The organism is Flavobacterium arabinosi, assembly GCF_048158725.1.
GTDB classification, from domain to species: domain Bacteria; phylum Bacteroidota; class Bacteroidia; order Flavobacteriales; family Flavobacteriaceae; genus Flavobacterium; species Flavobacterium arabinosi.
In genome coordinates, this window is record NZ_JBLNKX010000001.1 from 161,764 (window position 1) to 183,650 (window position 21,887).

General features: G+C 33.8%; 13 protein-coding genes. 6 read left to right on the top strand and 7 right to left on the bottom strand.

Features of this window, described 5'->3' with window-relative positions:
* Nucleotides 1-205: 205 nt before the first annotated feature.
* From ACM55K_RS00645 to ACM55K_RS00665, 5 genes are all read left to right on the top strand, one after another.
* Nucleotides 206-1,135: a bifunctional riboflavin kinase/FAD synthetase gene (locus ACM55K_RS00645; protein ID WP_416848968.1), complete on the top strand. Its 930-nt coding sequence runs from the start codon at nt 206-208 to the stop codon at nt 1,133-1,135.
* A 120-nt stretch (nt 1,136-1,255) separates the two neighbouring features.
* Nucleotides 1,256-1,699, top strand: coding sequence for a hypothetical protein (locus tag ACM55K_RS00650; protein WP_416848300.1), 444 nt, complete (start codon nt 1,256-1,258; stop codon nt 1,697-1,699).
* Nucleotides 1,700-1,875: 176 nt separating this feature from the next.
* Nucleotides 1,876-2,313 (top strand): hypothetical protein, encoded by a 438-nt coding sequence (locus ACM55K_RS00655; protein WP_416848301.1) that lies wholly within the window; start codon nt 1,876-1,878, stop codon nt 2,311-2,313.
* 99 nt (nt 2,314-2,412) lie between these two features.
* Nucleotides 2,413-3,498 (top strand): biotin synthase BioB, encoded by a 1,086-nt coding sequence (bioB, locus tag ACM55K_RS00660; protein WP_416848302.1) that lies wholly within the window; start codon nt 2,413-2,415, stop codon nt 3,496-3,498.
* A 79-nt stretch (nt 3,499-3,577) separates the two neighbouring features.
* Nucleotides 3,578-4,471, top strand: a complete 894-nt coding sequence (locus tag ACM55K_RS00665) for a cupin-like domain-containing protein (RefSeq protein WP_416848303.1) — start codon at nt 3,578-3,580, stop codon at nt 4,469-4,471.
* Between the two features lie 56 nt (nt 4,472-4,527).
* Here the strand turns inward: ACM55K_RS00665 and ACM55K_RS00670 are convergent, their stop codons facing one another.
* The 7 genes from ACM55K_RS00670 to ACM55K_RS00700 all read right to left on the bottom strand — a co-directional run bounded on the left by ACM55K_RS00670 (nt 4,528) and on the right by ACM55K_RS00700 (nt 19,124).
* Complete coding sequence (locus tag ACM55K_RS00670; RefSeq protein WP_416848304.1) at nt 4,528-8,337, bottom strand: T9SS sorting signal type C domain-containing protein; 3,810 nt, start codon at nt 8,335-8,337, stop codon at nt 4,528-4,530.
* Between the two features lie 394 nt (nt 8,338-8,731).
* Entirely contained in the window at nt 8,732-12,121 is a 3,390-nt protein-coding gene (locus ACM55K_RS00675; RefSeq protein WP_416848305.1) for a T9SS sorting signal type C domain-containing protein, read from the bottom strand.
* A 510-nt stretch (nt 12,122-12,631) separates the two neighbouring features.
* Complete coding sequence (locus ACM55K_RS00680) at nt 12,632-14,902, bottom strand: cation:proton antiporter (RefSeq protein WP_416848306.1); 2,271 nt, start codon at nt 14,900-14,902, stop codon at nt 12,632-12,634.
* A gap of 121 nt (nt 14,903-15,023) precedes the next feature.
* Nucleotides 15,024-15,743 carry a LytR/AlgR family response regulator transcription factor gene (locus ACM55K_RS00685; RefSeq protein WP_416848307.1) on the bottom strand — a complete coding sequence of 240 codons (720 nt, stop codon included), beginning with the start codon at nt 15,741-15,743 and terminating at the stop codon, nt 15,024-15,026.
* Complete coding sequence (locus ACM55K_RS00690) at nt 15,706-16,476, bottom strand: sensor histidine kinase (RefSeq protein ID WP_416848308.1); 771 nt, start codon at nt 16,474-16,476, stop codon at nt 15,706-15,708. The genes ACM55K_RS00685 and ACM55K_RS00690 overlap by 38 nt, the downstream gene beginning before the upstream one ends.
* Before the next feature lie 45 nt (nt 16,477-16,521).
* Nucleotides 16,522-16,851 (bottom strand): DMT family transporter, encoded by a 330-nt coding sequence (locus ACM55K_RS00695; RefSeq protein ID WP_416848309.1) that lies wholly within the window; start codon nt 16,849-16,851, stop codon nt 16,522-16,524.
* Nucleotides 16,852-16,853: 2 nt separating this feature from the next.
* On the bottom strand, nt 16,854-19,124 hold the full coding sequence (locus ACM55K_RS00700) for a cation:proton antiporter (RefSeq protein WP_416848310.1): 2,271 nt from the start codon (nt 19,122-19,124) through the stop codon (nt 16,854-16,856).
* A gap of 197 nt (nt 19,125-19,321) precedes the next feature.
* Here ACM55K_RS00700 and ACM55K_RS00705 point away from each other — a divergent pair, with 197 nt between their 5' ends.
* Complete coding sequence (locus tag ACM55K_RS00705) at nt 19,322-21,694, top strand: efflux RND transporter permease subunit (RefSeq protein ID WP_416848311.1); 2,373 nt, start codon at nt 19,322-19,324, stop codon at nt 21,692-21,694.
* Nucleotides 21,695-21,887: the final 193 nt, after the last annotated feature.

Sequence of the window (21,887 nt, forward strand, 5' to 3'; positions counted from 1 at the left end):
ATTTGAAAACATTTTAGCATCAAAATTAAAGTATTTATATTAATGTATCAGCGCAATCCCTAATATATTGAATGAATTCTTAGTTTCTAAATGTCTATTTTTTGTTTTTAAGCCATTTTTTTAGAAACCTATGCGAAAATCAATTCCTCATACCGTTACTTTTAAAATAGATAGTATAAATTTGCACTATTATAAAACATTTGCTTTGAAAATTTTTCATTCTATAAACGATTTCAGTTCCACAAAAAAAACAATCCTAACTTTGGGCACCTTTGACGGAGTTCATATTGGTCACAAAAAAATTCTGGAAAAAGTAATACAAAAAACTAAAAACGAGAATTATGAAAGTTTAGTTCTTACTTTTTTTCCTCATCCCAGAATGGTTTTACAGGAGCATTCCGATATAAAACTACTTAATACCATTGACGAAAAAATAGATTTATTGGAAGAAATAGGTATTGAAAATCTTGTAATCCATCCTTTTGACGAAACTTTTTCGAGATTAACTGCCGAAGAGTTTGTCAAAACCGTTCTTGTAGATCGTTTTCATATTCAAAAAATAATTATTGGTTACGACCATCGATTTGGGAGAAATCGCACTGCTAATATTGATGATCTTATTGATTTTGGAAAACAATACGATTTTGAAGTAGAACAAATATCAGTTCAGGAAATAAATGATATTTCTGTGAGTTCTACTAAAATTAGGAAAGCATTGCTAGATGGAGATATGGATTTGGCCAATGAATATTTAGGATATGATTATTTCCTGACCGGAATTATTGTCAAAGGAAAACAATTAGGGAGAACTATTAATTTCCCAACCGCGAACCTAAAAATTGAAGAAAACTACAAGCTTATTCCACAAAACGGGGTTTACATTGTAAAAAGTACCCTCAATCAAAAAACTGTTTTTGGAATGATGAATATTGGATTCAATCCTACCGTTGAAGGGCAAAGTCAATCTATAGAAATTCATTATTTTGATTTCAATGAAGATTTATACAATCAAAAAATCAGGGTTTCCATGTTACACAGAATCCGTTCAGAACAAAAATTCGAGTCTGTTACGCTTTTAAAACAGCAACTTGAAAAAGACAAAGAAACCGCACTAACCTACCTTAATAAAATTTAGCTTTCTGTAAGATTATTTTTTAACACATTTCGTACAATATTGTCATATTTTCTGTAAATTTGAATATATGTATCATTTATCATCGTCGTATTATTTTTAACTCTTCTAAAAATTAATCCTATGAAACTGCCAAAAGAATTTTACAACGGATTTATAATTTTCCTGGGAATTGGACTTTACTTTTTGTTAATGGAGCTTTTGGGCCTTGCTGATTTGTTTTACTTGCGCCTATTCAATGTATTATTTGTATTTTACGGCACCAACCGAACTTTAAAAACAAATTTTACAGAAGGAAAAACTATTCTTGTTTCCAATGCTGTTTCAGCATTGATTACATCGCTCACAGGAGTTTTTTTAAGTATCATTGGACTCATAATTTACAGCTATTCAAAAGGTGGCGATGCCTATGTAGGATCTTTGTCGAAAACTTTTCTATTTGGCGGAAATCCATCCGTGATGACATATTCAATTTCTCTGCTTTTTGAAGGAATCGTATCAGCCGTAATTGTAACATTTATGTTGTTGCTATATTGGGAAAGCCGTTACTCTTCGGACAAACATTAAAATTAAATCAATTAGAAATGAACGTTTTCCTCTGTGTTCAATTGCTAAGAAAAAACAAATTTCAATAACTATATTACGTTTTTCTCTTTCGCTCTATTCAATTTATTTAGTTCAAAAAAGACACTCTTTAGATAATTCAGATATGTGTTCTATTTTTAATTATAAAAAATAATCAAATGAAACTACCTAAAGAATTAGTAAACGGAGGTATTATTTTTGCTGGAATTACAATCTATTTTTTGTTAATGAATGCACTAGGCTACGCTGATTTATTTTATTTACGCATCATTAATGTATTTTTTGTTTTTTATGGCGTTAATAAAACCATCGAAATGAATGTTGCTGAAGGTAAAAAAAACTTTATTACCAATGCCATATCAGCAATGATCACATCACTCATAGGAGTATTTTTAAGTATCATCGGATTAGTAGTCTACAGCTACATGCAAGGTGGAGACTCCTATGTGAAATCCTTATCAAAAACATTTTTATTTGGCGGAAACCCGTCCGTAAACACTTATTCTATTTGCTTGCTATTTGAAGGAATTGCATCTTCAGTAATTGTTACTATGTTGCTCATGCTATATTGGAACAACCGCCTTACAACAGATTAACATTGTCTGTTAAATTATTCTCTAATCAGCTTTTAGATACTATTCCATTGCTTCTTTAGAACAATTTGACTACTTTTGGTGCATCAAAAAATCGTATCGATGAGCATTACAAAACATAACTGGACGAAAGAAGAAATTATCGCAATATATAACAAACCTATGATGGATTTGCTTTATGAAGCAGCTTCTACTCATAGAGAACATCATGATCCAAACGTCGTTCAAGTTTCGACCTTATTATCCATAAAAACAGGCGGTTGCCCAGAAGATTGCGGATACTGTCCACAGGCCGCCCGTTATCACACCGCTGTTGAAGGCAATGATTTAATGTCGGTTAGTCAAGTAAAAGCACAAGCTTTGCGCGCAAAATCAAGCGGTTCTTCCCGTGTATGCATGGGAGCAGCTTGGAGAAATGTAAAAGATGGTCCTGAATTTGATCAAGTACTGGAAATGGTTCGTACCATAAACAAACTTGACATGGAGGTGTGCTGTACACTTGGAATGATTACTGAAAACCAAGCGCATCGTTTGGCAGAAGCTGGTTTATATGCCTATAACCACAATTTAGACACTTCAGAAGAATATTATAAAGAAGTAATCTCAACACGCGGATTTGAAGACCGTTTGCAAACTATAGAGAATGTTCGTAAAACGAATGTTACTGTTTGTAGTGGTGGAATTATTGGAATGGGAGAAAGCATTGAAGACAGAGCAGGAATGCTTGTAGCACTTTCTACACTAAATCCCCAACCGGAATCCGTGCCAATAAACGCTTTGGTTGCTGTTGAAGGAACGCCAATGGAAGAAGAAAAACCAGTAGAAATTTGGGAAATGATAAGAATGGTAGCCACTACCCGAATTATTATGCCTGAAACTCAAGTGCGTTTATCCGCTGGAAGAATGAACATGAGCCGCGAAGGCCAAGCCATGTGTTTCTTTGCTGGTGCTAATTCTATTTTTGCAGGAGACAAACTATTAACTACACCGAATCCAGATGTAAATGAAGACATGAAAATGTTTGAAATGCTAGGCTTGAACCCTCAAAAACCATTCACAAAAGTTTCTCAGCCTCAAACGGTTGAAGCGGCAGATTCACAATTCGCACCTCTTGGAGAAAAACCAAAATGGTCAAGACCAGGACACACAATAGAGAGAAATCTTGAAGCATCTACGAAAGAAAAATAGTATTGATTTTACTATAAATTAAACTTTTCTAATTTTGCTCTTAGCCTAAAAATTAAGAGCATTTTTTAATTTTTAATTCATGAAAATAGATCTTACCGAAATAGAGCGCGTTAATACCATTTCAAAAGATGATTTTTATATTAATTATGTCAAAAAACAAAAGCCTTTAGTTGTTGAAAAATTGACACAAGATTGGCCCGCATACAAAAAATGGAACCTCAACTACATCAAATCTATAGCTGGTGAAAAAGTAGTTTCTTTGTATGATAACCGACCTGTTTCACACAAAGATGGTTTTAATGAGACTCATGCCAAAATGAAGATGGCAAACTACATTGATTTATTACAATCAAAACCTACTAATTACAGAATATTTCTTTATGATTTAATGAAGGAACTACCCATTCTTCACAAGGATTTTAAATGGCCTGATATTGGATTACGTTTAATAAAACAATTACCGATGCTTTTTTTTGGAGGTAAAAACTCCAAAGTATTTATGCACTTTGATATCGATTATTCGAATATACTCCATTTTCAATTTGATGGTCAAAAACAATGTGTTTTATTTGATCCCCATCAGACTCCTTTTTTATATAAAATTCCCCATTCATTAATCTGCAGAGAAGATATTGATTTTGACAATCCTGATTTTGATAAATGGCCAGCTTTAAAACAAGCAAAAGGATATATTTGCAAACTAAATCATGGAGAAATGCTATACATGCCTGAAGGATATTGGCATTATATGAAATACCTCGAACCTGGATTTTCAATGAGTTTACGAGCTTTCCCACGAAAAATATCCAGTCTATCAAAAGCTGCTTACAACCTAATGATTATGCGTTATTTTGACAACTTTATGCGCAAACTAAAAGGGCAGAAATGGATAGATTATAAAAATGAAGAAGCCATAATACATACTCACAAAAAATTAAATATTAATCAAGACATAAGCTCCAAAGTCACTTAAAGCAAGTCGTTTTTTTATATAAAATACATTTTTTGATTTTTTAATATTCACATATCTTAATTCATGATTTTCTTGACTACCGTTTTAGTATTTTTAAATACAATTTTTAACAACAAAATTTGCTGACTCGAAACCAAATTAAAAACAGAAAACTCCACATCATTCACATTATTCTTTTGATATATTTTTCTTCCTGACAAATCATAAATTATAACTTTATCTATTATTTGCGAAGCAGATTTTACCTGTATCTGCTTATTTTTATTAGATACTAAAACTGAATTATTCACTATTTCAAATTCATTTGTAGCTAATGTTTTATCCGTATAGCGCAATACAAAACGATTATTAAAAGTTCCTATTTTTGTATTGAACATATAACTTCCGCTTTTTAAATCAAAGATTGTATTATTTAACTTGTCTTCAACAAAGATGCTCTGACTGGAGAGTAATCCATCGACAGCATCTATATTTATTGTAAAAACACCTTCAATAGTGGTACTATAACCTAACGGAACAATATCTGTTTGCCTAAATGGCAAAGCTCTACCCTGAATTACTAAATTCTTATCCTGGTTAATACTATAAAAATCTATATATACATTCCCATCGAAACTTTCTCCATCAAAACTGGTATCATAATCGTTAGTAGCTCCTTCTATATAACCGATTAAGGTTTGTTTGAAAGCTCCCCGACTATTGGAAAGGTTCAGCCAAATTCGGTCTTTCTCTATATTCAACCCTTTATATTTTTTTATTGAATTAGATTTGAAAAAATTCGTATTATTCCCAATAACACGCATACTATTATTAAATACAGCAGCTCCACTTCCATTTATACTAGTTACGAAGAAAGCCTGTCCAGAGGCTATTTTACCATCCGGTTTAGTATTATTTACTCCCAATTTTAATGCTGCGCTTGTTCCAATTCCTCCTGACAAGTTATAAACCGCATAATCATCAGAGGTGTAAACATTATTTGTAATAGCCGTATTATGTGTCCATAAATAAATAGTTCCATCTGTGATTCCGGCATTTGTTGTTATAAAAACATCTGCGTCAATTGCTGAAGGATATGGATTTCCTATAAGATTTGAAGTACTAATTGAAGTTATTGGAACCGAAACAATTCCATTGTTAGGAACTCCCGTAAAAACAGCTTCGTAAGTAGCCCGATTTATTGTTGAAAAACTTTCAGGACCTCGAATGATATAACCAGTTCCTAGACCCATTACACTTGTTGGCACTACATTATGCCATTTATTTGTGATAGCATCAAAAGAATAAAACTTATCCGAAAGCGTATTAGGAGATACATCAATCAACTTTTGATTTAAAACTGGCGAAGACCAATAAGTATAATCCGTTTTAAGAATTGGCGTAGTTTGTCTTTTTATTCGAATACTTCCTGTGTTAATGATTTGATCATCGGATTGATAAAGAGAAGCATTGTTTTCAAAGACTAATGTCCCTAATCCTGAATAATCAAAAATTAATCCCAAAGTATTTCCGTTTGGAATTGTAACTGTATTCCCCGCACTTATTAAACAAGAACAGACATTCATCGAATTAAAAAGAGGATAATTCCCAGTGAATATAATTGTTTTCTCAGCCGAAGGCAAACCATTACTCCAAGCAGTACCATCCCAAATAGAGCTATTGGTACATAATTTAATTCGAGCAACACGATGTTTTGTTACTCCTGAAATAGAATTAAAATTTCCGCTAATCATCACTTTGTTATTTGGAGTAAAGCAAATACTATACAACGTACTGTTTAAATTTACTAAAAAAGTAGTGTCATAAACTCCGGTCGCAAGCAATCGGACCATACGTTTGACAGAAACTCCATTATACGTTCCAGAAAAAGTTCCTCCTATCAGCAATCGGTCGTCACGTTGGATCAAAATTGTTCTAATTTCTCCATTACTAAAACCTGTTCCTGAAGGAAAAGAAGTATCTAAACTACCATTACTATTCAGTCTGGCTATTCTTTTTGCAGAAGCACTTCCATAATTTAAAAATGTTCCTCCAACAATTAGTTTATTATCCGATTGCAGGGCAATTGTATATACGTATTTATCAAAACCAACACCAATAGAAAAACTAGAATCGATACTTCCATCCTTATTCAAGCGGACCATTCGGTTGTACGAAATCCCATTGAAAGTTGTAAACCGTCCACCTAAAACTATTTTCCCATCTAATTGTAATAAAATAGTTTCTACTATGGCGTCCGCACCCAAACCAATATTAAAGCCCAAATCAAGAGTCCCATCAGGTAATAATCTGGCGATTCTATTTGAAGAAACACCATTATAAATTGTGAAATTTCCAGTAATAATTATTTTCCCATCAGGCTGAAGTGCTACAGCATAGACCTGATTGTTAGCCCCTGTACCAATTGTAAATGAAGTATCTAAATCCCCATTGGATAACACTCTCGTTATTCTGTTAACAGCAACTCCATTATAATTTGTAAAACTACCTACTAAAATAATTTTATTATCTGTTTGTATAACAGCGCTCTTAATTATATTATTTGCTCCAACCCCTAAAGAATTAAAAGAGGTATCGATAGCTCCATCTTCCAACAAACAAGCGATTCTATTAGCACTCGTTCCGTTGAATTTAGTAAAACTTCCAAAAGCCATTGTTTTATTATCCGGTAAGGAAATGACTTTTAAAACCGAATTATCAAAACCTACACCAGCGGTAAGATAGCCAATATCTAAGCTTCCAATGGCATCAATTCTAGCAAGACGTCCCTGGTTTTGTGAATCGAAAATAGAAAAAGAACCGCCTGCATACCACGACCCATTTAAATCGCCTACCAAGGCATATACTGTTGCTGTTGCTGGTCCAGATCCGATATCAAAAGTTGAGCTAATAACTCCATTAGGTCCCAATAAAACTAATCTGTTCACATCGGTTCCATTATAAGTACTGGCAAAAGAACCAGCAACCATAATTGCACCGACAGAATTCACTTTGATAATATCGACTCCACCAGTGCCAAATCCTGATCCGGAAATAAAACTTCCGTCAATGGAACCATTAGTATTCAATCGAATTATCTTATTGGCTGAAGTCCCATTAAAGATTCCAAAATCACCTCCAACTAAAATTTTACCATCTGACTGTAAAAAAAGAGCCCCAATGTCACCATTAAAACTTGTTCCAATTCCAAAAGTAGCATCAATACTACCGTTAGCATTTAATCTGATTATTCTATTACAAGTAGTGCCACTAAATGAAATAAAAGAGCCTGCCACAATTATTTTACCGTCAGTTTGAACCTGAACTTCTTCTGCCGCACCACTAGCACCAGAACCCGTAATAAAAGAAACATCTAAATTTCCGTTTGGCAATATACGAGCTATATGATTCGCATTTAACCCATTATATTTAGTAAAACTGCCTACAATAATTATACTCCCATCAGTTTGCAAAGCAGCATTATGGACTATACCAGTGTTTGCGGCTAGTGAAGTATTAAAAGTGACATCAAAAGAACCATCACTATTCAATCGTATTAATCGTCCAACAGTTGAGCCATTAAAAGCGGTAAAAGATCCACCCAAAATTATTTTCCCATCTGGCAGCAGTAGAGAACAATATATTTTTCCGTTAAAACCGGAGCCTGATTCAAAGGAAATATCTTTAGATCCATCTGAAAACAATCTACATAAATACGAGGTTGCAGCACCATTAAAATTCAAAAAATCCCCTCCTACAATTAATTTTCCATCGGTTTGTAAAGAAACAGTTCTAACTGTATTATCAAAGCCATCCCCTTGAAGTCCATCATCGAAGGTATTAAACGCTAAATCTACTTTCCCTTGTTGGGAATAAATTGGACTCATAAAAAAAAGACCAAACAAAATAACGAAAAAATATAGCTTTGCTTTCAAATTTAAATTGAATTTATGGTTCCAATATGAATCGTGAGATAATCCGCAGTTTTTCCTCTCAACAACATCTATAAAAGTAGAGACTATGTTTTTATTCCACAATACCCACATTTAGTGATATTTACTTACAAAAATGATTGATTTTGTTTTTTACAGAAATATGATTTTGGGGAAAGCCATGTTAGCGATAGAAGGTCTTAAGGAATTTAAATTCACAATAGACTTATCATGAATGAGCGGAAAACAGATTAACTGTTCCTAATTTTTATTTATTAAATCAAAAAATCCCATTCTGTTTATATTCAGAATGGGATTTTTTAATCGTTGTCAAATTGATCAAATGTTTCTAATAAATAACTTTTTTAGAAATTATCTGGCCAGTAGTTAAAGTTATTTTTACTATTACAGTTTGCTTATTTAAAGTACTATTTAAGATATTAAATTCATTGCTTTCTATTGCTCCTTTATCAAACACTTTTCTTCCAAGCAAATCGAAAACGGTAATTCGTTTTATATTTTCAAGTTCTGATTTTATTTTTAATTCATTTTTATCTTTAGAAACCAAAACTATATTTTCTAATGTATTAAAAGTACCCTTTCCTAAAGTTTTATTGGTATTGGTATTTGTATATCGCAATATAAAACGATCGTTGAAAACTCCTGCTTCTGTTGAAAAGCTATATGCTCCCTCTTTTAGGTTTTTGACACAATTAATTTTCTTATCTTCAATAAAAATATCCTTAGACGCTAGTAATCCATCTACTTCATCAATAGCTATTGAAAAAACACCTTTAATAGTAGAACTAAAGCCCAAAGGAACTTTATCATTTTCATCAAAAGGTAAGGCTCTTCCTTGTATTGTTAAATTTTCACTTTCGTTAACACTATAAAAATCAACAAACTTATTCCCATCAAAACTCTGCCCATCAAAAGCATCATCATAACCATTAGTGGCATTGGTAATATAACCAACCAAGGTTTGCTTAAACGCGCCTTGATTGTTGGTTAAATTAAGCCAAACGCGATGTTTTTCAATAGTATTTATTGTTTTTGAATTTTTAGTTACCTTGAAAAACTGAGAGTTATTGACACCAGAAGCCCCGCCAGAAATACGCATATTGTTATTGAATACCGCATTACCAGCAGCTATACCAGTTGCAAAAAATCCTTGTCCCGAAGCAATTTTACCTGAAGGTTTATTGGATATTTGCTCAACAAGCCCTACAAAGTTACCAGTTCTTGTTGCAGTTCCTCCCGTTAGATTATAAGTCGCATAATCATCTGATGAGTAGGCATAAACTCCAGTACCTGGATTGCTAACTCCAATGCCAATTTCTGTTTTGTGTGTCCAAAAATAAAGGGTTCCGTCCAATACTGCACTATTTGTTGTTAAAAACAAATCTGCATTTAAAGCGGATGGATAAGGATTACCTATAAGATTCGAAGTTGCTTTTCCTGCAAATGGAATTGGAATAGAAATATTTCCATTGTTTGGTACCCCTTGAAAAAGAGCTTCATAGAACCCTGGAGGTGGTATTGATGTATAATGCGGTCCTCTAATGATGTAGCCAAGACCTATTGTCATAACATTAGCTGAATTCTCTTGGTTCCAATTATTTACAGCTGCATTAAACGAATAAAACAAATTCGATGGGGTGTTGGGAGAAACCTTTTTCAATGTTTGCCCTGCCACTGGCGAAGACCAATAGGTGTAATCTGTCTCCCTAGTTGTGGAATTGCTTCTCCTATAAGTTATGTTTCCTGAATTTATTGCATTATCATTAATTTGTACCAAACTGGCAGTATTTTCGAATGTTAATATCCCTGTGCCTAAAACAGTAACCCCGTTAGTTATTTTTAGAGTTCCTCCTGATAAAATAGTTACCGAATTACCTGAATTCACTTGGCAAGAACAACCATCAACGTCAGAAACTGAAGAGTATAATCCATTAAAAATAAGGGATTTTGCACTTGTTGGAGGTCCATTAGTCCAAGATCCAACACCTGAAATAACGTTCCAAGTTGCAGTAATTACTGGATCTATCACTACATTGGCAGAAACAACCGACATACAAGTACCATTTGAAACCGTATAAGTGTAAGTTCCTGTAGAAAGACCAGTAATAGTTGTACTAATTCCTGCTCCTGCAGTTATTAATGGTGTTACACTACCATCTTGATATAAATTCCAAACGCCTGTTGCCGGCAAACCGCTCAGAACAACACTTCCAGTTACTGTAGAACAATTAGGCTGTGTAATATCTCCCGGTGTAAATGTTGGAGCTGTAGGCAAAGAGTTTACTGTATTAGTAATTCCTGAACTTGTTGCAGTACATCCTGATGCATTCGTAACTATCACATCAACTACTTGTCCATTAGTTAATGTAGTTGTGTTAAATGTAACTGCTGCACCACTTTGAACACTTGTTCCAGCTACTCTAAAATTATAATTCGTTCCGCCTGAAGCAGTAAATGTTACCGATGTCCCTAAACAAAATGTATTATCAGCATCATTGCTTGTTAACCCTGCAGTTGGCGTTACAGGTTGTGCATTAATTACTTTGCTAGATGATGCAATAGAGGTACAAGTTCCTAAGGTAGCCGTTAAGCTATAACTTCCAGTTGGCGCAGTTACTGTATTTCCAGAAATTGTCACTCCTGCTAACGGACTTACAACATAGGTATAAGATGCATTATAATTAGTTATTGTAAAACTTCCCGTTGAGATGGTGCAGGTTGGCTGTGTTTCAATACTTAAAATTGGCTGCACTGGTGTTGCTGGTTGTACGTTTATAGTTACACTAGTTCCTGAAGAAATACATCCAGATGAATTCCTGGCTGTTACATTATATGTTCCCGAAACCAATGTAGCAAAGACACCATTTGTATTTATGTATGTTAAGCCATCAATACTGTATTTCATTCCAGAACCTGTAGGTGCTGTTATTGTTATATTTCCTGTTGAAACAGAACAAGTTGGCTGTGTAAGAGTCACTGTTGGAGCTGCTGTAGTCGAGCCAGAATTAACGACAATTGTGGCTTTAGCTACAATGGATTTATTAGAACTTAGAGTTGTTGAAGTCATTATTACTGTATATATACCCGCAGCTGCAGTTACAGAATTAGTAATCGTAGGATTCCGGCTAGTACTTGAAAACCCATTGGGGCCAGACCATGAATAGGTGTATGGCCCTCCGTTTGGTGATGGAGTTGCACTAAGATTAATAGCGTTTCCAACACAAACTGGAGAATTTGATGTTGCACTCCCAGTTCCACCTAAAGTAATTAAGTCATCAAAACCCAAAAGACCCGATCCTCCTTGACAAGTTGCCATTAGTACACCACCTATATATACCCTATCATTTCCGGTACAACCTCCACTAGTCCCCCCAGCAGGGTTTAAAGTTCCGCCATTAATAAATACTATTGAAGAACCTTCTGGAAGGTACACCCGTTTATTCGCTGTTGAAAAATCGATTGTAGCATTGTTTACGATTATTTGAATTGGTTCTAAAGAACAAGTTGTCAAGTCTAAATCCCCATCCATTATTAAATTAGAAGTAGTAGCCCCATTACCAATGTTTATTATATTAAACCCTGTAAATGTATTGCAGCTTAAAGTACTAGCATTTACATTTCCTGTAATTGTATATGTTTGGGCAATTACATTTCCATAAAAAGCAAACAACAAAAATATAATTATAAAAAAAGTAGACTTAGGTAAAAATATTTTCATAAAAGTATTTGCATTATTTTTAATAAATTCATTTTTGAAATCATGTTTTTCTAAAAGAAAAAACTTACATTAAAAAACAAAATAAAAAAAACAAATTTGCATAACATAATAAAGTCGTTCATATGCATATTTACTCGTTGTGTAGCTGTTTTTACAAACTCTTAAAATTCTAATATTAAGAAGAATAAATCTCAAAAAATGTCGTCCTAAAAAAGACATATCTGTTTTATTTTTGTCGCAACAGAATGATTTTTGACTTTAGAAAAATAGATTTCAAAATGAATCTGAAAGACCTTTAAACAAAGGTTTTTTTTCAATCAGGAATAGAATTCAATCAAATTTTAAAGATTTGGAATTAAGTTGGTTTACCGTTACGGGCCCAATCAACTTCCTAAATTTGAAGATAATATTGCTGCATAAGTTATGCACTCAATTTAGCGCTTTAAACTAAAAATAAAGTCCTGCATGTCTCTATAAAAATGCAGGACTTTACTTTTAATTCAATTATTTTTATGGTTTAATAATCAAAACCGATGGTGTATTATTGAGCCAAATACTATGAGAATCCAGCAGTTTTTTCCAACTTTCTAAACTAATGATCATCAAATCCTGCTGCTCTAAAAACTCTTTTTTAATCGTTCTTTCCTGCATCATCATAATGTGATTAGGTGCTATTTGTTCTATGGAACGAATCCCTTCTTGGATTTTACGATTGTTTCTAATTTGCCCAACCGCATCCAAAACCGTAATTTGAGAACCATTATTGTGAATCAATTTTTGGGCAAATTCAATCAAAAAGGCATCTTCATCACTAAAGATAGGCATAAAAACTTGATTGATTTCATCTAATTCTTTATCCACAAGAATTCCAACTGACATTTTGCTTTTAGCGATAATTTGTCTTGTTCTTTCATCAAAAGGAGAGTTTTCAAACAAACCTTCTTTCCCTGTAAATTTATCAATCAAACGATCCGGATTGATGATTCTTGTTGTAAAACCAAGCACTTTCCCTAGCAGTGTTCCTTCAAAAATAGATTGTCCTAAACCTACTAATAACAAGTCATAATCACCATGATTAGCGGTATCCGTTATATCCGAATCAATATCATTTGATGCTTTGAAAAGGGTAATTATTTTTTGATTCAAATTTTCTGATTCTGAAATAACCGGTAAAAACATTTCTCGTTCATAATCTTTCACATCAAAGGAATGCAACTCTGAACTTAATGATAAATGCATTGCGGTAACAACCGTATTCCCACTTTGTTTTTTAACCAAACTATTGGCCACTTTCAATAATATTTTTCCTTTTTCGGGTGTGGCAAAAGAAATCAGGATTTTGTATTTACTTTTATTGCTAATTTCTTCTGGCACGATGCTGTTTTTGGTTTTAAAAATATAATTAATTAAATCCAAAGCCGGACCAGTCATGAAGGTGGTAGCCAGTGCCATAATAACCATCATGGTAAAAATTTGAGTGGACAAAACGCCTAAATCATACCCAATATTCAGCACCACCAATTCCATCAAACCTCTAGTATTCATCAAGGTACCAATTGACAGACTGTCTTTCCAGCTATGACCTACGAACTTTGCCGCAAGGGCACTCCCGAAAAATTTACCAACTACTGCAACCAAAATAATCAAGCCTGTAATTTTCCATAAATAAGGGTCGTCGATTAATCCTATTTGGGTTCGTAAACCCGTAAAAACAAAGAACAGAGGAAGTAAGATTACAACGGAAACGTCTTCTACTTTTTCGATAAAAATAGTGCGGAATTTATTGTTTTCCGGCATGATTGCCCCAGCCAAAAATGCTCCAAACAAAGCGTGAATCCCTATCAACTCAGACGCATAAGAAGACAATAATAAGGTCAAAAAGAAAATAGCCACAACTGGTTTATTCAGACTTTCTCTGGTGGAATTCAAATCACCCACTCTTTTTAGGAAAGGCCGAACCACTTTTAGCATTACAATAACATAGAATATCGCCAGTCCAATAACATACAAACAACTCATAAAAGAACCTGCTTTTACAATGGCGATTACTGCTGCCAAAATACACCATGCCGTAATATCATCGGCAGCAGCACAAGTAATTACAATTGCCCCTAATTTAGTTTTATGAATTCCGCGTTCCCGAACAATACCTGCCAAAACTGGAAATGCGGTAATGCTCATGGCAATTCCTAAGAACAATCCAAAAGAAAGGAATTCAACACCTGGAGGAGCAAAAGAATGGTATATAAAATAAGCAAGTCCCAATCCTAAAGTAAACGGAATAATAATACTGGCATGACTGATAACGACAGCATCATGCGCTTTATTTTTAAGCACTTTTAAATCCAATTCCATCCCAATAACAAACATGAAAAGGATTAATCCAATTTGGCTCAGAAACTGCAAGTTGCCTAACGAGTCTTTTGGAAATAACATTGCCGAAAATTCGGGAAAATACATCCCGATTAAAGAGGGACCTAGAACAATCCCTGCAATCATCTCCCCGATTACTGTTGGCTGCCCAATTCTTCTGCAAACCCATCCAAAAAATCGAGCTACCAAAATAATAGTGACGATTTGTGCCAGAAGAATGGCTAAAGGATGTTGTAAATTGTGGTTCATCGACGTTAAAAAATCATTCCAATGTCCGTTTTCTATTTGGTGAGTAACAATATTTCGTCCTATTTCCAGCGTTTTTCCTTTTAGCACAATCCAATACATCAAAGCAGAAGATCCCCCTATAATTATCAGATAAAAAAACGAATTTTTAAAACTTCTCATACAACCTTTTTAAATTATCAATCATTTACGATGCAAATATGGGAAGTGATTTTTGAGAAATAAAGGGAAACACAAGGTAATTTCCGCCAAATGTAACAAGAATGGAAAACTTTGTAATAAGTTAGATTTTGACTTTTATTAAAAAATCAGAACGATAGGTTTCGCTCAAAATTAATGTGGTGAATTTTCCGTTTTGTTCTTGATGGTTCAGCGTAATTTCATTGTGATTGAAAAATTTCACCGCCGTCATCGCAATAATTTCCTTTTTATTCACTCTACAAAAATCAGTCTCAGGAAGCTGACTCAAAAGCAAATCAAAATTAATGTTTTTTAAAATCAGGGAACTGCCGTCAACAAGAAATACTTCCTTGTCTCTACTGTCACTCACAGCAGTTTTGATGTATTGAATCTGATGAAAATATAACAATGCTTTCCCTTTATCAGTATTTAAATGAATGAATTTTTTAGTAACTGCGGGTTTATTGAATCGTTCCAAAGCCTTTGCAACTGCTTTTTGCAAACGCTCTTTTGTAACCGGTTTTGTGATGTAATCAACTGCATCAATATCAAATGCTTCGGCAGCGTAGTTTTTGTAGGCAGTGGTAAAAATGACTAATTTATTCTGTAGTAAACTCGCAAGAGTCAAACCATCAATTCCTGGCATTTCGATATCTGAAATACACAAATCAAAATCGAGTTTTGGAATTTCTGCCAGTAATTTTTCAGGATTATCGAATGCTTTTACGATTTCTAATTCCGGAATTTGCTCGCAAAGCATTTTCAGGTACGTCAATCCCGGTAATTCATCGTCCAGCAGCAAGCATTTGAGTTTTGTATTCAAGAAGATTGATTTTTAAGTGCGCAATATAAATGTCATTTTCGACAAATTTATCCAGTTTGAACTGATTTTTGTATATAATTTTCAATCGTTGTTCCAATGTAGTCGCTCCAATACCGCTTCGTTCTTTTTTCAATGTCTTTTTATCTGAAATTTTATTCGAAACCGTCAAATAGAAACAATTGTCTTTGAATTCAAATAATACCGAAATAAACGCATCAGCACTTTGCAAATCAGCATGTTTGAACGCATTTTCAATTAAATCAATCGAAATTAAAGGTGCTAACAGCCGTTGTTCATAAAGCATCTCGCCTTCATTGATTTTGGTTTTCACTTTCAATTCAAAAAGCGGACTGACTTTAATTTTATTGATTTCTATCAGATTCAGTGCAAACTCGATTTCTTCTTTTGGTGAAACAAACTTTTTTTGGCTTTCATATAAAATGTAATCCAGCACATTCGCCAATTTATCCAACGCAAAGTACGTTTGATAGGCGTGTGACTGAATTGAATTGAGAATGTTTTTAAAAAGATGTGGATTAAGTTTAGATTCTAATGTTTCCAACTGTAAAGTATTCACTTTCATTTCCAGCAAATGAAATTTCTCTTCCACACTTTCTTTTGCTTTTCCTGATTGGATTAATCGATAAATAAGGTAGCAAAGCGCAATTATCAGTATCATAATAATTGCCAGAAACATATAAATCACACCATTATTTTCTTGAATTTTATTCATATTTTATGTTTAAAATACTTTAGAATGTAAAATCATTTTTTATATCTAATGGCTCGACACGAATTTTAGTCCAATAATCGAAGCTATTAAAGTAGTGATAAAGAAAACCCTCCAGAAATCAGCCGGTTCTTTAAAAATAAAAATCCCTACCAAAACAGTTCCCACTGCTCCTATTCCTGTCCAAACCGCATAAGCAGTTCCTATAGGCAATGTTTGCGTGGCTTTATAAAGTAACATCATACTAATGGTCAAACAAACTAAAAATCCACCCAACCATAGTGTAGCGGTAACGCCTGAACTTTCTTTGGCTTTGCCTAAACAAGTAGCAAAACCCACTTCAAAAAGACCTCCAATAATCAATAAAATCCAGTTCATTTTTAATGTTTTAATATCAACACCGACGGAACTCCTCTCAGCCACACACTTCTTGAATCGACAAGCGTTTTCCAATTTTCGTGACTAATTACCATTAAGTCTTCCTTAGATAAAAAATCCTCTTCAAGAATCTTGTCTCGCATCAAAGTGATGTTTTTAGGATATTTTAGTTCCAAAGAATTTATGGTGCTTTTGATTACAAAATTGGAATCGATATGGCCATTTACATCCAAAATCACTATTTTAGAATTGTTATTGTAAATTAATTTTTGGGCGTAATCCAACAAAAATGAATCTTCGGAACTAAAAATTGGAAGAAAAACTTCGTCAACATTTTGCAAATCTTTATCAATCAAAATCCCAATAGGCATCTTGGTTTTAGAAATAATTTGTCTGGTCCTTTCGTCAAAAGGAGAATTCTCAAACAATCCCTCTTTTCCGGTAAACTTGTCAATCAATCGGTCCGGATTAATTATTCTTGTGGTAAAACCAATCACTTTTCCGAGGATTGTACCTTCAAAAATTGATTTTCCTAAACCTATAAGTAATAAATCGTAATCGCCTTGATTCGCAATATCAGCAATATCCGTTTCAATGTCAATCGTCGCTTTAAAAATAGTGGTGATTTCCTGTTTTAGTATTTTAGATTCTTCAACAATTGGAATAAAACTATTTTTCTCTTTATCATCCATATTGAATTGATGCATTTCATCACTCAAAGACAAATGCATTACTGTAATAGTGGACGTTTCTTTTGTTTTCTTTACTAAACTGTTGGCCAATCGTAAAAGCGATTTTCCTTTTTCGTTATTTCCAAACGAAATTAATATTCGGAATTTATTGTGGTTTGTTTCTTCTTCAGAGTCAACACCATCTCTAGTTTTAAAAATATAATTGATTAAATCCAAAGCCGGTCCCGTCATAAAAGTAGTGACCAACGCCATAATTACCATCATTGTAAACACTTCAGGAGTCAACACTTTAAGCTCTAATCCAATGTTCAGCACGATTAATTCCATCAATCCTCTAGTATTCATCAAGGCACCAATAGTTAAACTGTCTCGCCAACTCTGACCTACAAATTTAGCAGCCAAAGCACTCCCTAAAAACTTCCCGACCACCGCAACCAGAATGATAAATCCAGTTACTTTCCATAAATAAGGATCATTAAGAAGTCCAATCTCAGTTTTTAAACCAGTGAAGACAAAAAACAAAGGCAATAAAAGTATCAAAGCTACGTCCTCGACTTTTTCAATAAATATAGATCTGAATTTTGGAACATCAGGCATAATAGCTCCTGCCATAAAAGCCCCAAAAAGTGCATGAATACCAATAACTTCAGTAGCATACGAAGAAAGTATAAGCACCAAAAAAAAGATGGCTACAACCGGTTTTACTATACTGTCCTTCGTTCCATATAAATCCCCGATTCTTTTCAAAAAAGGCTTTACAATAAAAATCATCAATAGAACATAAATTATAGCCAGTGAAATGATGTATAGCGAACTTACAAATGTACCCGCTTTTACAATCGCAATTACCACCGCCAGAATACACCAAGCAGTAATATCATCAGCAGCGGCGCATGTAATAACAATCGCACCCAACCTAGTTTTATGAATTCCTCTTTCCTGAACGATCCTTGCCAAAACCGGAAAAGCAGTTATACTCATCGCAATTCCCATGAACAAACTAAAGGAAAGAAATTTTACGCCTTCGGGAGCAAATCTATTGTAAACGAAATAAGCTAAACCAATACCAAGTGCAAAAGGAATAACTATACTGGCATGACTAATTACAACTGCTTCATTGGCTTTATTTTTTAATACTTTCAAATCGAGTTCCATGCCTATGACAAACATAAAAAGTATCAATCCTATTTGGCTTAAAAACTTTAGATTTCCTAACGATTCCACTGGAAATAAAGCGGCTGAAAATTCAGGAAAATACATCCCTAATAAAGATGGACCAAGAACAATACCCGCAATAATCTCCCCTATTACTGAGGGCTGACCAATTTTTTTAAAAACCCAGCCAAAAAAACGGGCTACAAGTATAATTGTTATAATTTGGGCTAAAAGTATCGCTAAAGGATCTTGGAAACTATGTTGCATAGAAGCTATAAAATCATTCCAAGAACCATTCTCACTTGTAGCAATGGTGATTTTTTTACTTCCTTCTAAATGTTTTCCTTTTTTAATAATCCAATACATTAAAGCAGTGAAACCACCGGTTACACCGAAATAAAATAATGCATTTTTGTAGTTTTTCATATTTATTTTTATGTGAACTTACTCCTCTTTTAAAAATGCAAAGATGAGAAAACCAAATATATAATTTATATCTCATAAATTATATTAATGTAAAATAAAAAACAAAGGATTATCCCTGTAACAATAGAAAAAGTTTGCTTTAAACTTTATGATTTATAACGGTTTTGATTACATTTGCATGCATTTTTAAATCAGCTATGAAAAAGAAAATAACAGTAGGATTTTGGGAATTAATCGCCCGAATTGTACTTAAAAATAGAATCGTAATACTAGGAGTTATTCTTGCCTTAACCGTTTTTCTGGCATTACAATGGAAAAACCTTGGTATGACGTATACCGAAGCCAATTTACTTCCTAAAAAACACATTGTAAATCAACAATACGAAGACTTCCTAAACAAGTTTGGTGAAGAAGGCAATTTGATTGTTATAGGCTTCAAAGACAACACTTTTTTCACTCCAAAAGCTTTTGCTGCCTGGAATGAATTAATGACTGGCTTAAAAAATTCCAAAGAAGTAGAACTGGTTGTTTCTTTGAATGATTTAAAAAAGTTACAAAAAAACGAAGCTGCCGAAAAATTTGAATTGGTCCCACTAATCGACCAAACTCAAACTGTAAACCCAGAATATTTACAGAAAATAAAAAACGAACTCTTTAATAATCTCCCTTTTTACGAAGGATTATTGTTCAACAAACAATCGGGAAGTATTCGTTCAGCGGTTTATTTAAACAAGAAAATTGTCAATACAGCCGAAAGAAAGACATTTATCATTGAGAATCTGGTTCCAAAAATCGAGAAATTCGAAAAAACAACTGGAATTGACCTTCGCGTTTCTGGAATGCCATACATCCGAACGATAAATGCCGAGAACATGAAAGGTGAAATTGGTCTTTTCATTGGTGCGGCTTTGTTCATTACATCATTAATATTCTTTTTATTCTTCCGTTCGTTTCGAGCGACTTTTATTTCGATTTGCATTTTGCTTTTTGGAGTCATGTGGTCTTTTGGAACACTGGGATTATTCCATTACAAAATCACGATTTTAACGGCTATTATTCCGCCACTTATTATTGTTATTGGGATTACAAACTGTATTTTCCTGATTAATAAATACCAGCAGGAAATAAAAATTCACCAGAATCAAGCCAAAGCTTTACAACGTGTAATTTCCAAAATTGGTGTTGCTACGCTGATGACGAATTTAACAACAGCTGCCGGTTTTGCTACATTTATGATTACGGGCAACGACTTACTTTTTGAATTTGGATTAGTGACTTCCATCAACGTTATCTCCGTATATCTGTTGACGCTGGTTGTTGTGCCAATTTTTTACAGTTTTATGCCTTTACCAAAGGAAAAACACCTGTATCACTTGAGCAAAACCTACATTTCAACCTTGTTGGATTGGGTAGAAAACATTGTAAAATACAAACGAAAAACGATTTATATCATCTACGCTTTGCTACTTTTACTTAGCGTAATTGGGGTTTCACAAATGAAAGTTTCGGGAAGTTTGATTGGTGAAATGCCAAAAAGCGCTTCTTTCTTTAAAGACATTGTTTTCTTCGAAAAGGAATTCAACGGCGTTATGCCATTGGAAATCATGATTAACACCAAACGCAAAAAAGGGGTTATGAAATTGTCCACGATGAAAAAAATGGACGAGTTGCAAGAGACTATTGCTACCATTCCAGAATTATCAAAACCTATTTCTATTGTAAATTTGGTTAAATATTCCAAGCAAGCCTATTACAACGGCAATCCGGAATATTACGAGTTACCTACTTCGCAAGAACAGGCATTCATCCTTTCATATGCCAAAAATGCCACTAAAAACACGAAAGAAAACTTAATGAAAAGCTATGTTGATTCTACTGGGCAATATGCCAGAATCACCACTTTCATGAAAGATATTGGAACCGTAGAAATGGCAAGAGTGGAACATCAGTTGCAACAAAAAATAGATAAAGTTTTCCCAAAAGACCGTTACGAAGTGACACTTACCGGAAAAGCTTTGGTTTTCCAAAAAGGAACTTCTTACTTAATTGACAACCTGATTGAATCCTTGATTTTCGCTATTTTCTTGATAGCATTACTAATGGCCTATTTATTCAGATCGGGTAAAATGGTAATGGCGTCCGTAATCACTAATGTTTTACCGCTTTGCATCACCTCCGGATTGATGGGTTATTTTGGCATTCCATTGAAGCCATCTACGATATTGGTTTTCAGTATTGCTTTTGGGATTTCGGTGGATAATGCGATTCAGTTTATGGCAAAATACCGTCACGATTTACTGCAAAACAATGGAAAAGTAAAAAAATCAGTATTCAGTGCATTGAGAGAAACAGGAATTAGTACGTTCTATACTTCGGTGGTTTTGATTCTTGGATTTGCGACTTTTACACTTTCCAGCTTTAGCGGTACCATTGCGCTTGGCGGTTTGATTTCTTGTACGCTGTTGTTTGCCATGTTTGCTAACTTATTGGTTTTACCGGCACTGGTATTGACTTTTGAAAAGAAAAAAGCAAAAAAAGAAGACCTTGTAGAGGTCGAGTTAGTGAATTAGTTTTTTTATTTGGAGCTATTTCCCGCTTTACACTCTATCTTTTCTTGTCTCAAAAAAAGAGACAAGAAAAGGATGCCGTTTCAATCAGGGCTAGGAAATTGTGGTAACTTATAATCTATTTAATCAATTCGCACTTTTATCCTGCACCATTTTTTTAACCTTGTAGGTATTAAGATTTACTTATGTCAAACTT

Coding starts and splice junctions, on each gene's coding strand:
- ACM55K_RS00680 (WP_416848306.1), bottom strand. CDS start 14,902: ATGAGAAGTTTTAAAAATTCGTTTTTTTATCTGATAATTATAGGGGGA.
- ACM55K_RS00675 (WP_416848305.1), bottom strand. CDS start 12,121: ATGAAAATATTTTTACCTAAGTCTACTTTTTTTATAATTATATTTTTG.
- ACM55K_RS00690 (WP_416848308.1), bottom strand. CDS start 16,476: ATGAATAAAATTCAAGAAAATAATGGTGTGATTTATATGTTTCTGGCA.
- bioB (WP_416848302.1), top strand. CDS start 2,413: ATGAGCATTACAAAACATAACTGGACGAAAGAAGAAATTATCGCAATA.
- ACM55K_RS00705 (WP_416848311.1), top strand. CDS start 19,322: ATGAAAAAGAAAATAACAGTAGGATTTTGGGAATTAATCGCCCGAATT.
- ACM55K_RS00695 (WP_416848309.1), bottom strand. CDS start 16,851: ATGAACTGGATTTTATTGATTATTGGAGGTCTTTTTGAAGTGGGTTTT.
- ACM55K_RS00665 (WP_416848303.1), top strand. CDS start 3,578: ATGAAAATAGATCTTACCGAAATAGAGCGCGTTAATACCATTTCAAAA.
- ACM55K_RS00670 (WP_416848304.1), bottom strand. CDS start 8,337: ATGAGTCCAATTTATTCCCAACAAGGGAAAGTAGATTTAGCGTTTAAT.
- ACM55K_RS00655 (WP_416848301.1), top strand. CDS start 1,876: ATGAAACTACCTAAAGAATTAGTAAACGGAGGTATTATTTTTGCTGGA.
- ACM55K_RS00650 (WP_416848300.1), top strand. CDS start 1,256: ATGAAACTGCCAAAAGAATTTTACAACGGATTTATAATTTTCCTGGGA.
- ACM55K_RS00700 (WP_416848310.1), bottom strand. CDS start 19,124: ATGAAAAACTACAAAAATGCATTATTTTATTTCGGTGTAACCGGTGGT.